The sequence below is a fragment of the Enterococcus sp. AZ194 genome, assembly GCF_051713825.1.
Lineage (GTDB): Bacteria > Bacillota > Bacilli > Lactobacillales > Enterococcaceae > Enterococcus_K.
Window position 1 is genome coordinate 909171 of the sequence record NZ_JBIOQR010000001.1, and the last position, 14658, is coordinate 923828.

A 14658-nucleotide genomic window follows, 5' to 3' on the forward strand; every position below is an offset into this window, starting at 1 on the left:
CGTATCGCATGAAATATACTGAAATTATGGTTCGTTACGGCGAACTATCAACAAAAGGCAAAAACCGCAAGACCTTTATTATGCAGCTTGCTCAAAATACTCGCCGTGCATTAGCAGATTTTCCAGCGCTTAAGATTCACGCGGACAGAGATCGTATGCATTTAATTTTAAATGGTGAGGATAGTCAGTTGGTTATCCCTAAATTAGAAAAAATATTTGGGATTCAGAATTTTTCTCCAAGTCTTCAAGTCGAAAAAAATGTTGATGTGTTAAAACAGTCTGTTCAAGACATCATGAGAGAAATTTATACAGGAAAAGAAACGTTTAAAATTAATGCTAAACGCAGTGACCATCAGTTTGAATTGGATAGTAATGAGCTTAATCAAGTCCTAGGAAATGCAGTGTTTGACATCTTTCCAGATATTAAAGCACAGATGAAAAAGCCAGATATTCTTCTTCGTGTGGAAATTCGTCAAGATGGCGCGTACCTTTCTTATGAAACCATTAAAGGTGCGATGGGGCTTCCAGTGGGCACTAGTGGCAAAGGAATGTTGATGCTTTCAGGTGGAATTGATTCTCCTGTGGCAGGCTACTTGGCGATGAAACGTGGAGTAGAAATTGAGGCGGTTCATTTTGCTAGTCCTCCTTATACCAGTGAGCAAGCTCTTCAAAAAGCTAAGGATTTAACGGCTAAACTAGCGCCGTATGTGGGAAGCATTCAGTTTATTGAAGTGCCTTTTACAGAAGTGCAAGAGGAGATCAAGAAGTCTCTTCCTCAAGGCTATTGGATGACGATTACGCGTCGAATGATGTTGCGATTAACAGATGCTATTCGTGAACAACGTAAAGCACTAGTGATTATTAATGGAGAATCTTTAGGACAAGTTGCCTCACAAACTCTTCATAGTATGGTTGCCATTAACGAGGTGACAACAACACCTATTATTCGTCCCGTTGTTACGATGGATAAATTGGAAATTATCGAGTTAGCCGAAAAGATTGATACCTTTAAACTCTCAGTTCAACCTTTTGAAGATTGTTGTACAATCTTTGCGCCACCACAGCCAAAGACACGTCCTCGTTTGGACAAAGTAGAAGAATATGAAGCGCGATTAGATATTGAAGGGATGATTGAGCGTGCGATAGCCGGTTTGAAAATTTCTCGAATCGACGTATCGACTTCAGAAGGAAATGTTGAAGAGGAATTTTCAGATTTATTATAGACCCAAATTTCAAGAACAACTTAGCCACTTTTCGAAATGAGTGAAAAATATCTGTTATTTCTATGTTCCGCTGTTGATTTGATAGTGAGTTGGTGTGTGGTAGTCTGACTAGGAGACAGTCTGGCTTCCGCCAGACTTCCCAGACGTTAAGCCACATGCCAAGAGGCTCACTGTCAAATCAACTCACAGCTATGCAAACCTCTTGTTCAAATTGCTGTCTGGGTGTTTGGTACCCTAAAATTTTTCTGGGTAAGTCATTCATGCCATCTTCTATCCGCTGAATATCTTTACGACTATACTTCTCTAAGCTCTCATACTTCGGGATTTTACGCCGAATCATGCGGTTATGATTCTCATTCGTCCCGCGCTCGCAAGAAGTATAAGGATGCGTGAAATAGACTTCGCAGTACTCCTTTAATGTGTCTGCTAATGAAGCGAACTCGGAACCATTGTCTGAAGTAACTGTTTTGAAGATTCGTTTGAAGCTGCGGCAACCATATTCTTTGATTAGCTGTCGAATACCATAAGCCACTGAATCTGCGTCTTTACTGTCGATGAGCCGGATAATCTCAAAACGACTTTTTCGCTCAGTCAATGTAAGCAGCGTTGTTTCACAACCACCACGCTTTCCAATGACTGTATCAATTTCAAAATGACCAAACTCTTGACGATCTTCAATGTGAATAGGGCGCTCTTCAATACTCCGACCCAGTACTTTCTTGTTTTTACGGATATGTTTCTTCGGCCGTTTTCGGCTGACCTGACAGTTTAAGTCGATGTTTCTGACTTCTAAAAGCTGAGTATCAATGTACTTGTATAGAGTTGTGGTACAGACCATCTCTTCAGGAGAAAACAATCCGGTACGTTTGGCTGTCCCAACAACGACATCTGGGGCATAATCTGCTGTTTTGAACAGCGTAACGAAATAAGCCAGAAATGAGCGTACTTGGGCAAATTTACAGGGACGATGACACTTCTGACGCTTTTTTTCATAGCAGTTCTGAGCGAATTCAGGATCGTACTTCATAGAGAAGTATTTGATTCCATTGACCTTGCGTACCTGTTCAACTTTCCCACGAGCAAGTTCGTTACTGATGGTTTGACGCTTAACGCCGATTCGACGAGCGATTTCACCATGAGAAAGCCCTTCTTCTTGCCAGCCGGCGATTTTCCCTCGTTCAATGGCAGTTAGGTGTTTTCCCTTTCTGCGATCTGTAGTAGAATGGATATAAGTCATAGTGAAAAATCTCCTTATTGATTGGTGTCGGAACCTCAATAATACACGATTTTTCACTATGATGCTTTTTATTTTGGCTAGTGGCTAACTTGATTATAAAATTTGCGGATTTATTATAGACAGAAAGAAAGAGAAGGTAAGATGAAGGTGATTCCTGTATCGGGTAGCCTTTCCTCTTACCTTTTTCATATTTTTGAAAGCTATAATTTATTCAGCCAGTTTTCAGTGGATTTTTCAACCGCCTGATCGACTTGTTTCTGAATGGTTTCTTCACAGATTTTTTTGCCGTCAATCAGCTCATCTGCAAAGGCTGCTACATCTTTACCGGTTACTTCAAGGACATCTTTTCCTTGCTTGGCTCCTACTTCTAATAAGTCAAGCAGCTCAGTTAGTGGTGTAAAGTCAGTTGTTAGCTCAATTGGATTGACTTTCATTAAATACTTTTGAATCTCTTTATAGACAATTGTATAATCTTTTGGCAGGGTATTTGCTCTTTTTTGCAAAACACGCCATTCTTTTTTTCTTTCTATTGTTTCTTGTAGCCCCATTTTTTTTACCTCCCTAGTTTTTTTGCAATATTCTTATTTAGTTGGTCACGCAATTTGCCACGATAACTTTTAGCTCCTTCAACCTCAGTGATTTCTGCGACGAATTCATCGAGTGGTTCACTAACAACGGCATTAATCGGTAGGCCTTCTGCGGCGCTTTCTTCAAATAAACCAACAAGCCCCTCTAAGATAGGATAAATATTTCTTCCTGTGAGATTGCTGTAGTTCCAAATTTTTAGATTTAGTTGATGCCAAGAGTCTTGATAATCTTGGGGTAATTTTTTAATACGTTTCTGAAATTCAGCTTGTTGTTTGTTCATATCATTTCCGGTCACTTTATCATAAAAGTTCATTATAAATGCCTCCTATAGGTAGTCAAAGGTAGTCAAATTAAACATTGACAAAAATTTGTTTGTATCGTTTTAATGAGAGAAACGAAAAAATAATCAGTAGAGAAGCTAGCCAAACCAATGTTAATAGACTATCAGTTGAATGGAATGTGAAGGTTCCATTTAGTAAAGCTTTTGCAGTCTCGATAATCGGTGTCATAGGCTGGTTCTCAGCAAATAAACGAATCGGCTTAGCCATACTAGCTACTGGAATAAACGCTGGACTTATAAAAAGTAAAAAGAGTAACAGATAAGAAAATGCTCCAGCACTTGCATAATCTTTGGCGGACAAAGAAAAGGGAATTGCTAATACTGTGATGGCTACGGCAAAGAGAATAATCAACCCCAAAAAAAGCAGAAATTCTCCCAATGAAGCCTGGGGACGGTAGCCAAAAATAATCCCAGTCGCAAAGACACTAATCACAGAAAGTATCATGAATAGAGTGGAAGCAAGGATATGGGAACCAAGAATGACCCAGCGTTTCATAGGCATTGATAGGAGTCGAGTCATGAAGCCTTTTGTTTTATCATTGTTGATACGTAAGGCTGTATAAGCAGACCCCATTGCCATAGACATGATGAGAAAACCTGGCATGGCATAGGAAAGATACTCAGTACGGTCACCAGAAGTGCCATCTATTACAATATTGCCACCCATCACATAAACGAAGAATAGTAAAATAAATATGGGCATAATAATACTAGTAATAATCGTATCAACACTGGTCAAATTTTGTTTTACAATTCGTTTTGTCAGTATAATCAGTTGTTTGAGTGTGTTCATTTTGCTTCATCCTTTCGAGTTGCGTCAAGGAATATCTCTTCCAAAGTAAGTTCAATTGGTGTAGTCGCTAACACGGGAATATCCGAATTTATCAAGAGTTTTAGAGACTTTTGCAAATCATTCCCGTCAACCACTACTGCGAAGCTCTCTTCTGCAAAAGTAATTTTTTGTTCGGCGAGTAGCTGTTTTGTTTGTTTGAATGTGTCAGAAGGAACAGTTATTTGTTGAAGATCTCGAGCTTGTTTCTTCAATTCGGCTGGTGTGCCAATTAATGAAATTGTACCATCGTTCAAAAACGCAATTCGATCAGAGAGTTTATCCGCTTCATCTAAATATTGGGTGGTTAGAAAAATGGTTTTTCCTTCTGCTTTTAATTCGAGAATTAGTTCCCAAATTTCTATTCTATTTTTTGGATCGACCCCAGTTGTTGGTTCATCTAGAAAAAGTACTTCTGTATTAGGTAAAATTGAGACGGCAATGTCTAAGCGCCGTTTCATTCCCCCAGAATAGGTGCTGACCTTTTTATGGAGGAAGTCTTCTAAATGCAGTCGTTTTGAGACTACTTCAATTCGTTGATCAAGCTTTTCTACTCCAGCGACTAAACCAATTAACTTAAGGTTTTCAATGCCAGTAAACTCTTCATCCAAAGTGATAGACTGGCTATTCAGACTAATCATTTGACGAACTGCATCTGATTGTTTTTGGACGTCGAATCCCATAACCAAAGCAGTACCGGAAGTGGGTCTTATAAGCGTAGTTAAGAGATTAATTAATGTTGATTTACCCGCACCATTTTCGCCCAAAAGTGTAAAAATTTCTCCTTTATTGATGTGAAGGGTGATCCCCTTTAAAACGTCCTGTGTACCATATGATTTGGTTATATTTTCTATTTGTATAGTTTTCATATTGATCCCTCTATTCTGGAAGTCAGACCTAGCGAGCTATCTATTTTTAATGCGGGTGAGTTGATTAACTAAAAATGACCATTTTTTCCAAAAATCTTCTAAATAGTCTTCACCTTCTGCATTTAATCGATAAAATTTTCTTGCAGGTCCTAGCTCCGATTTTCTTTTTTCTACCGTTACTAAATTCTTCTTCTCTAAACGAAGCAAGACTGTATAAACTGTTCCTTCAACTATTTCTTGAAAACCAGCTTGAACGAGCGTATTGGTAATCTCATAACCATAAGTTTCGCCAGTATTTTTAATTACTTGTAGGACGACGCCTTCAAGTACACCTTTTAATAGCTCTGTCATTCCTTTCATTGAATTACATCCTTTCGAAAGTTGTCGATATCATTTGTACAGCTACATAATATTACTTAGTAGTGAATTTATCAACTACTTTGTAATGTTAAGTAGTGGAAAAAGTTTTTTAGTCTAAATAATACTTAAGAGAGTACGAAATGAAAATGTTCTTTATAGAACAGATTCATTCGCACTCTCTTAGTTATAGCTTTGATTTATTATATTTCCCGAATTAGTTTCCTTTTATTCGAGTTCAGCTGATTATGTATCTTGATTAATATATCATAATCCGAAGATTCATTTTCAATACCTAAATTAATTGCGTCACCAATAATTTTTTCGAGTTCAATAGTGTTCAAAATATAATTATCGCTTAAGTATTGAATTCGTTTGCCTAAAGAAAAGTTTTTACTAGAGTAAGATAAAAAAGGATACTTCCGATAGTTATTTCTTTCATCAAATAAGTGAGTTCTGGGAATACAGACACCAAGGGATGCTAGCTGTTCTTGAATTCGGTATTGATAAAGCCATTGAAAGAAAAGAGTATTTTCTTCTATTTTTTTTGAGTTTTTAAGAATTCCAAGAACGCCTCCGCCAAATGCTGGCATCTGTCCTGGGACGGAGCAATAGTTATAATCAATAGCTGAAATTTGGTTTAGATGGTTCGTGTAGCAGATAATCATCGACGTTTTATAGCGATTGAAGTTTTTGATTTCTGAGTCCCACCATTTTTCGTTCTCAATTTTTGAATGAGCCCGAATCATTCGATACGTGTTTAATGTGTCTAAGAATGCCTCTGATGATAGCTCAAACATATCATTTTCATAAGTTATACTTCCACCCGATGAATAAAAATAAGGAAGGAACTCGGAGGCTAAAAGGATGCTGCTTCCTTTAACAATTGATAGAGGATAGGGTGTATTTCGTTCGGGCATCGTCATCGATTGATAAAATTCACAATAATTTGATAGGTCCTTATAAGTACTTGGTGGGAGAAGTGGACGACCGAATTCTTCAGAATAAGCTTTTTGAATAATAGGATTATCAAAGGCGTCTTTTCTATAGAGCATCATTTGAATAGAAGGATCAGCAGGCAGCCCTAGTAACTGATTTGTTACATAACAATAGTTTTTCCAATCTTTCATCTGACTAGATAATTCGACAATTTCAGGAATATTTGAAAGGTTTAGTAATAAGTCAGGACCTAACCAAGGAAAGTAACTGACGTCAAGCTTTATCAGATCAAATTCGTCTATCCTATTTTCTGTAATACGCTTGTTTAAGTCATCAAAAGATAAATCAGTAATTTCAATAGAGATGTTTGTTTCTTTTGTAAACTTAAATGCCAAATGTTTCAGAGCTTTTGAAAAAGGATTTTTTAATAGTAATAGTTTAATGGTCGTTTTTTTATCCATTCGCTTTAGTGTTTGCTGATCTGTCATATAAAGATTAACTGTTTCTTTTACATAGTTTGATACTGTTTTATCTTTTGAAAGTGTATGGATCATGTTGATAATTTTGAGCGCTAATTCATTACTTGAAAAGTAAAATTTATTTACTTTGATTGAGTCAAAAAGCTGATAGCCAGTTTTACATGATAATAAAATGAATTGAGGTTGACAAGTATCGGAACCTTCATAAAAAGATAAAATTTTTTCAATCATATCCGTTGAAAATACGATAAATTTTTTATGTTCTAATGAAAAAAAAGATTTCGGAATTTCGGAGTCGTCCAAATTGACGACAGATATCGTGTGCTCCTTTTTTGCGAATTCGTCAATAATCATTTCATAAATAGAAAAATCATGTTGGTCTGGAATAAGTGTGTATTCTTTTATGCTCGGCAGGCTGTTTAAAAAGCTTTCAATACCGAATTCGATAAAATTGCCCTGTTTCTGTTTATAGCCAATAGTGATTCGTTTATTAGATGGGATAGCAGCTAATACTCTTTCATCCTTAATTGAGTGCAAACAAATTGCAGCTTTGTATTGTCCTTGCTTTAGAAGATTAATTAAATCATCTACAATATAAAAATTCTCTGTTTCAATCACCTTTAATTCCATACCTGTCGATTTCAAATCGTGAAGTAGATCAACTATCAGTGGGCTAACGGCATCGTTTAATACAGGAACGAGCAATAAAACAGTAGCTGATTTCCCTTTTTTCATTACTTGAGCATTTTCATTACGAACATAGCCTAATTTTTTTGCAGCTTCTTCAACTTTGCGTATTGTTTCAATTTTTACATTTCCTTTTTTATTTATAACATTTGATACAGTACCAATACTGACTCCAGCTTCTTTGGCAATATCAGAAATTGTAACGTTTTCCATAATAATCACCTCAACAACATTCTACAGCAAAACAAAATAAATTGAAACGTTTTAATTAATTGTTGACGCTTTCAAATAAAGATGTATAATGGATGAGTGGATTAAAACGTTTCAATTTTAAAACACAAATAAATTAAAACGATATAAGGAGAATGTGTGATGAAAAAAAATGTAAAAATAGTTGCAGTATTGGCGCTAGTAATGGGGCTGTTAGTTGGATGCGGAAAATCGGATAATAAAGAAAGTAAAAATAGTAAAAAAGATGACAAAATTATTGTGTATTCTAATTCTGTAAGTGACGGCAGAGGAGAGTTTCTTAGCGAAAAAGCAAAAGAAAAAGGATTTAATATAGAAATTGTGGATATAGGAGGAAGTGATTTACTTAACCGTGTGCTTGCTGAAAAAGATGCGCCAATTGCGGATGTTGTATTTGGAATGAATCAAATGATGTTTAGCAAAATTAGTGAAGAAGGGCTATTAGAATCATACAAACCAACGTGGATTGATAAAGTTGATCCTTCACTTGTTCAAAAGGATAATAATTTTTCTCCGTTGCAAGAACAGCGTGTATTCATGATTTATAATCAAAATAAGATAAAAAAAGAGGAAGCTGCTAAAGATTGGCAACAACTCGGAGATGACTCTAGTTTGAAAGGTAGATACCTAATTCCTAAAGGATTAGGAACGGCAACAGTCAATGCTATTGTTTATAACCTCTTAATGGACTATCAAGATGAAAGTAGTGATATGGGAATTGCAAAAACAGGATGGGATGAGGTTAAGAACTTTTTTCAAAATGGAGTTCCAGCAACTGAAGGGCAATCAGAAGTTTCAGAGTTAGCAAATGGTGCAGTAGATTATGCTTATACTTGGTTAAGTAATGTGCCAATTGTTGAAAAAAGTTTAGGTATCAAGCTTGGAATTGTGAATCCGCCATATGGAGTTCCTCAAACAGTTGAACAGGTTGGGATAATTAAAAAAGATAGAACGAATAGTCGAGCGAAAGATTTCGTCGATTTTCTTGGTAGTGCAGAATTACAGGGAGAATGGGCGAAGAAATTTGGTGCAGCACCGGTTAATGAAGAGGCAAAAAAAACAATTAACCCACGAATTTCTGAAATTTTAGATATAACGACTCCACAAAAAAATGATTATGAATTTATTAATAAACATTTGGATGAATGGGTAGAATATATCGAATTAAATATTCTTGGAAGTTAATGAAGGGAGAGGAAGGGCAATGATAACATTTAAAAATGTTGAAATCAGATATGGTGATTTTGTCGCAGTGCCTGAGTTGAATTTTGAAGTAGAAGAAGGAGAGTTTTTTACCTTATTAGGACCTTCTGGCTGTGGTAAAACAACCACATTAAGAGCTTTGGCGGGTTTCTTAAAACCAAGTCGAGGAAGTATTGAAGTAGATGGTATTGATATTACAGACATTCCAATTGATGAGCGTCAAGTAGGTATGGTCTTTCAAAGCTATGCTCTTTTTCCAACCATGTCCGCTTATGATAATATCGCATTTGGGTTAAAAGTTGAAAAAAAATCAAAAGACTACATTGAAAAGAGAGTGATGGACTTAGCCAGTATGGTTGATTTGACGACAGAACAATTGGAGAAAAATATCTCCAATTTGTCTGGAGGACAACAGCAAAGGGTTGCTATTGCTCGAGCATTGGCAAAGAAGCCTAAAATTTTAGTGATGGACGAGCCTTTGTCCAATTTAGATGCAAAATTACGGAAGTCTTTACGCAAAGATATCAAAGAGTTTCAAAAAGCATTCGGGATTACTACTGTATATGTCACACATGATCAAGAAGAAGCACTTATGCTTTCTGACAGGATAGCTGTATTTAATGATGGGAAAATTGAACAGATTGGAAACTCTGAGCAAATCTATAATGAATCAGCAACTGAATTTGTTTGTAAGTTTATTGGTGAAGCGAATAAGCTTACAATTGAGGAGATTGAAAAGCTTTCTATTCATTCAGACACTTTCAGAGAAAATAAGACATTTTATATTCGACCAGAAAAAGTCTCTTTCTCACGTATGAGAAACGAAGTAAACAATCGTTTAGGAACAATTATCAGTAAAGAGTTTTACGGTATGTATGGCTATTATCAGATCGAGTTAGAAGGCGCGAAATTAGTTTCTTTTCAACGTGAATCAAAAACAGAACAACATCAGATTGGTGAAAAAGTCTTTGTAGGGCTTCAAAAAGAAAACATATTAAGTTATGAATCTAAAGAGGAGAGCTAGTTATGGAAAAAAGTAAACAAAGACACGTAATCCATCTACCTAAAAATATTAATATTGGTTTACTTTGTTATTTGCTCATTCTAGGTTGGTTTATCTTTTCATTTATGATTATCCCAAATTTAGAAATTCTAAAAACGGTCTTTCTTTCTGGTGATGGTTTTTCAGGAGAATTGATTCATAAAATTTTTTCTTCTGAGCGTGCGGTCAATGGAATCAAAAACTCCTTTGTTTTGGCGATTTCTTTAACTGTGACAACAACGATTGTTGGGATTTTAGAAATTCTTTTTTTAGATTATTTTAAAATCAAGGGTAGAAAATTTTTAACATTATGTTACATGATTCCATTGGTTTTTGGCGGGATTATGTTGTCTAATGGTTATTTATTTACTTACGGAACTAGAGGGTTTGTGACGAATTTTTTTACTAAAATAATTCCTGGATTTCCTGTAAATTGGTTTGAAGGATATGGTGCAGTTTTATTTTTGATGACATTTGCCTGCACCACGAATTATATGATATTTTTCAGAAATGCATTTAAAAGTATTGATTTTCAAACAATAGAGGCGGCAAAAGGGCTAGGAGCTACAAATTTTGTGGTTTTAAGAAAAGTTGTTTTCCCAACACTAAAACCCATCTTGCTCACCTGTACAATTTTGCTCTTTCAAACAGGTCTTATGGCGATGTCTGCACCACTGATAGTAGGTGGTAGAAAATTTGAAACCATTAGTCCATTAATTTTAACGTTTACCCAACGACCAGCATCACGTGCGTTGGCTGCAGTGTTATCGTTATTTTTAGGGATTTTTCAATTAATTTTACTTTTCGTAATTCAACGAAATGAAAAAAAAGGAAACTATCTTTCTATTTCAAAAGTCAAAACAAAAATTGAACCAACAGCAATTAAAAAGCCGTTTCAAAATGGGCTTGCTCATTGTATAGCTTATTTATTTGCACTGATTAATGTCTTGCCTTTACTAATTGTAGTGACGTTTTCGTTTACAAACTTCCAAACTATCTCATCACGCAAATTAAGTTTGAGTTCGTTTAGTTTAGAAAATTATCAAAAAATAGTAACAGATAGTTCCTCATATCGTCCGTTTATTACGAGTGTTACCTACTCTGTAATTGCTGCTATAATCGCAGTGATTTTGATGACGTTTGCTGCCAGAATTGTTTTTAAATATCGAAATAGATTAACTTCGATCTTAGAATTACTCATCCATATTCCTTGGGTTTTGCCAGGTTTGATGTTTGCTTTAGGCTTGGTTCTATCCTACTCAAAGCCAAAATGGTTTATGTTTAATCAGCCATTAACGGGGACACTTGTAATTATGCTGGTTGCTTATATTGTCGTGATGTTACCTAATACATTTAGATTTTTAAAGGCATCCTATTTTTCTGTAGATCAAAATTTGGAAGATGCAGCAAAAATTTTAGGTGCTAAACCAATGTATTCCTTCTTTAAAATCGTTTTACCCATTATTTTGCCAACAGTTTTAGCGATGCTTGCTATTAATTTTAATGGAAAACTAGGAGATTACGATTTATCTGTATTCTTATATAATCCTGCCGCTAAGCCCGTGGGAGTTGTTATTCGAAGTAATACCAATCCAGAAGCAGGTGTTGAAGGAATCGCAATTAATTTTGTTTATTCGACAATATTAATGATTATCAATTCTTTTGTATTCTTTTTTGTTTATGCAGATGGGAAAGAAAAAGTAAAGAGCTTATTTAGAGATAAAAGAGGAGATACTTTGAATGAAAGAACTAAATTGTAAGTTTCAAGAACTATTAATAAGTAAAAAATTTTTAATTATGCTACATCGTGGGGCTCATGGCGGAAATATTGTGGAGAATACAGGGGATGCAGTGAATATAGCTTTAAAACAAGGAACAGATATTGTTGAGATTGACATCTCAAGGTCAACAGATGGTGACTTTTTTGTTTTTCATGATGGCAGTGAACCACGACTGCTAAGAGAAGAAAGAAATATCAATACGCTGTCTACCAAAGAGATAAGAGAAAAGCTGTATTATAATGAATTAGGTTGTGTACTCCATAAGAGGGTCCAAAAATTTGATGAGCTACTTTGTGAATTATCAGTAGATGTCTTTTTGAATATTGACCGATCATGGGGGAACTGGATAGATTTTGTTCCTTATCTAGATCAATTCAAAGAGCGACACGAGCATTTCATTTTGAAATCGCCAATTAAAAAAGAATATCTTGATATTTTAGACAATCATCCGATTAAATACATGTATTTTCCAATTATCTACAATGAAAAGGAACTGAGAATGTTGGAGAGCTATAACAATATTAATGTGGTTGGCTTTGAAGTGATAGAGGCAGATGACTCATTCTCCTTTATTCAAGCTCACTGTTTCGACAGATACAAAGATGACGGATGCTTATTTATGGCTAATGCGATTAATTTGGATGATGATACGAAACTATTCGGTTCATTAGGAGACGATATAGCTATCACTCAAAATCCAAACCTTTCATGGGGACAGATGCTAAAAATGGGTATCAATTGTATTCAAACTGATTGGGTGGACTTGCTCTATAAATACAGAGATGGAAATTTTTGATAGAGGATTGATGAGTAAGAAATAGGTTAATTATATTTTGAGGTGCCTTCTTCAAAATCCCTCTAAAATATGGATGAATGAAAAAATTTGTAGAGATTAAGGCAAAAACTATTTGGATTTTGTCTTAATCTTTTTTCTTATGAAGGAGAATATATGGTGGAATTATCTATTTTTGAAGTTATATTGCGACTCGCACTAGCTATGGGAATTGGAGGCGTTATTGGTTATGAACGAGAGCAAAAAAATCGACCTGCTGGTATACGCACTCATATTTTAGTGTGTATAGGAGCAGCGATTGTTGCATTGATTCAAGTAGAGATTGCTTGTCATGCAATTCAAATGACTATTGAAAATCCCAACTTGGTAGGTGTTGTGAGGTCAGATGAAGCACGTCTTACGGCTCAAGTCGTGAGTGGTGTAGGATTTTTGGGTGCAGGGACAATTATTGTTACAAAGCAACGCGTATTAGGCCTGACTACAGCAGCCTCTCTATGGTCTAGTGCGACAGTTGGGATAGGTATTGGAATGGGCTATTACAGGGTATCTATAGTGGGCTTTCTTTTTGTCATGGCATCATTGTTATTGGTTAATAAAATTATTAAAGTACCCAAATTAAGAAGCCTAGAAATTCAATATATTCATCGTGTAGAGACAAAAGAGTTCATTAACAATTATTTTGAAAAGCATAATATAGAGATTGAGGATGTAACTTTCGAGGTACAAGTAATAGGCACTGAAAAAATATATAAAAATACGTATACCATTGATTTGCCTAGACTTCTTTTTTACTCTGATGTCATTGAGGAAATTTCGATGTATTCAAATGTTCAAAAAATCCGTTTAATTTCTTTAGCCGATTGAACAAGTTTATTTTGGCCAATATTTATTGAGTTACAAAAGGGGAAAAGAAAATGATTGATTTTGTGAATAGTATACATGGGGCTAGATACGGATGAGATAAATAGTTGTTTAAGACATTCTGTATAATAATATGAGGGAAGCGACGTTTAAGTTGGTAGTGCGCACTTGAATATAAGAGTGTAGAATAGCTTAATTAATTAAATAAGGGAACAGCTCTTCATCTATTATATAGGTGAAAATTTCACAATCTCTTGCGATTCGTTTAGTTACATGATAAAATTATTATGTGAATTCTGTAACAAAGGAGGGATAAAATGATTGATGAAAAAAAGAGTAAGGAGCTACCAAAAGCGACGGCAAAACGCTTACCATTATACTTACGCTACCTAAAAATTCTAGGTGCTTCTGGTGTTTCAAGAATTAAATCGAAAGAATTTAGTGAGGTGACACAAGTTGCTTCAGCGACTATTCGACGTGATTTTTCTCATCTAGGAGAACTAGGGAGAAGTGGCTATGGTTATGATGTTCCCTATCTAATTGAAGTCTTTAATAGCATTTTGAATACACAGGAAGAAAAAAGAATCGCTTTGATTGGTTTTGGAAACCTAGGAAGAGCTCTAGTAAATAATAATTTTAGAAGAAATGAAAATTTAAAAATTGTTTGTGTTTTTGATAATAATCCAGAATTAATTGGTCAGAATTTTGATGGATTTGAGATTTATTCGATGGAAGAGTTTGATGAAGTCTGCAAAGAAGAAGAGGTAACTGTAGCGATTACCACGGTTCCTAGCCAATATTCCCAAAGTGCAGTTGATGTGATTGTCAGAAGTGGGATTACAGCTATTTTAAACTTTGCACCGGATCGAGTTATTGTACCAAAAGAGGTCCATGTTCAGTACATTGATTTGACCACTGAGCTTCAAACACTGATTTATTTTGATGAAAATTTAATCAAGACAGGCCAATAGTGACAGGTTAATGATGGTAAATTTGAATCTAATCAATTGAGAATTAAATAAGTAGCCAAGGTGCGGATGTGAAGTGAACATAAAATCACCGGGACATCCGCACCAAATTTTTGTAAAAAAAGCAGGAGAAAGCTTCTTTTTCTCATGGGGTTTTAATGTTATAATGAAAAAAAGTGAATAAGGGAAAACATGTTCGTGAAATTCCTGATA

Annotated in this window: 14 protein-coding genes; 7 read left to right on the top strand and 7 right to left on the bottom strand. The window is 35.3% G+C overall.

What is annotated here, in order from left to right; all coding sequences use genetic code 11:
• Positions 1-8 precede the first annotated feature (8 nt).
• Positions 9-1223, top strand: a complete 1215-nt coding sequence (gene thiI / locus IGI37_RS04315) for a tRNA uracil 4-sulfurtransferase ThiI (protein WP_438760206.1) — start codon at positions 9-11, stop codon at positions 1221-1223.
• A gap of 178 nt (positions 1224-1401) precedes the next feature.
• Here the strand turns inward: thiI and IGI37_RS04320 are convergent, their stop codons facing one another.
• From IGI37_RS04320 to IGI37_RS04350, 7 genes are all read right to left on the bottom strand, one after another.
• The gene (locus IGI37_RS04320) at positions 1402-2460 is read right to left on the bottom strand and encodes an IS30 family transposase (RefSeq protein ID WP_438759922.1); all 1059 of its coding nucleotides are present in this window, start codon (positions 2458-2460) and stop codon (positions 1402-1404) included.
• A gap of 200 nt (positions 2461-2660) precedes the next feature.
• Positions 2661-3008, bottom strand: a complete 348-nt coding sequence (locus IGI37_RS04325) for a DUF1048 domain-containing protein (protein WP_438760207.1) — start codon at positions 3006-3008, stop codon at positions 2661-2663.
• A 5-nt stretch (positions 3009-3013) separates the two neighbouring features.
• Positions 3014-3361, bottom strand: coding sequence for a DUF1048 domain-containing protein (locus IGI37_RS04330; protein WP_438760208.1), 348 nt, complete (start codon positions 3359-3361; stop codon positions 3014-3016).
• 37 nt (positions 3362-3398) lie between these two features.
• Positions 3399-4181, bottom strand: coding sequence for an ABC transporter permease (locus IGI37_RS04335; protein ID WP_438760209.1), 783 nt, complete (start codon positions 4179-4181; stop codon positions 3399-3401).
• Positions 4178-5086, bottom strand: a complete 909-nt coding sequence (locus tag IGI37_RS04340) for an ABC transporter ATP-binding protein (RefSeq protein WP_438760210.1) — start codon at positions 5084-5086, stop codon at positions 4178-4180. Before IGI37_RS04340 ends, IGI37_RS04335 begins: the two co-directional genes overlap by 4 nt.
• Before the next feature lie 36 nt (positions 5087-5122).
• Positions 5123-5446, bottom strand: a complete 324-nt coding sequence (locus tag IGI37_RS04345) for a PadR family transcriptional regulator (RefSeq protein WP_438760211.1) — start codon at positions 5444-5446, stop codon at positions 5123-5125.
• 200 nt (positions 5447-5646) lie between these two features.
• Positions 5647-7761, bottom strand: coding sequence for an extracellular solute-binding protein (locus tag IGI37_RS04350; protein WP_438760212.1), 2115 nt, complete (start codon positions 7759-7761; stop codon positions 5647-5649).
• A gap of 159 nt (positions 7762-7920) precedes the next feature.
• Between IGI37_RS04350 and IGI37_RS04355 the strand changes: the two genes are divergently transcribed.
• The 6 genes from IGI37_RS04355 (at position 7921) to IGI37_RS04380 (ending at position 14448) form a co-directional block, all read left to right on the top strand.
• Entirely contained in the window at positions 7921-8982 is a 1062-nt protein-coding gene (locus IGI37_RS04355) for an extracellular solute-binding protein (RefSeq protein ID WP_438760213.1), read from the top strand.
• A 19-nt stretch (positions 8983-9001) separates the two neighbouring features.
• Positions 9002-10024 carry an ABC transporter ATP-binding protein gene (locus IGI37_RS04360; protein WP_438760214.1) on the top strand — a complete coding sequence of 341 codons (1023 nt, stop codon included), beginning with the start codon at positions 9002-9004 and terminating at the stop codon, positions 10022-10024.
• 2 nt (positions 10025-10026) lie between these two features.
• Entirely contained in the window at positions 10027-11802 is a 1776-nt protein-coding gene (locus IGI37_RS04365) for an ABC transporter permease (protein WP_438760215.1), read from the top strand.
• On the top strand, positions 11783-12619 hold the full coding sequence (locus IGI37_RS04370) for a glycerophosphodiester phosphodiesterase family protein (RefSeq protein WP_438760217.1): 837 nt from the start codon (positions 11783-11785) through the stop codon (positions 12617-12619). Before IGI37_RS04365 ends, IGI37_RS04370 begins: the two co-directional genes overlap by 20 nt.
• Positions 12620-12820: 201 nt before the next feature.
• On the top strand, positions 12821-13480 hold the full coding sequence (locus tag IGI37_RS04375) for an MgtC/SapB family protein (RefSeq protein WP_438763577.1): 660 nt from the start codon (positions 12821-12823) through the stop codon (positions 13478-13480).
• A 314-nt stretch (positions 13481-13794) separates the two neighbouring features.
• The gene (locus IGI37_RS04380) at positions 13795-14448 is read left to right on the top strand and encodes a redox-sensing transcriptional repressor Rex (protein WP_438760218.1); all 654 of its coding nucleotides are present in this window, start codon (positions 13795-13797) and stop codon (positions 14446-14448) included.
• Positions 14449-14658 lie beyond the last annotated feature (210 nt).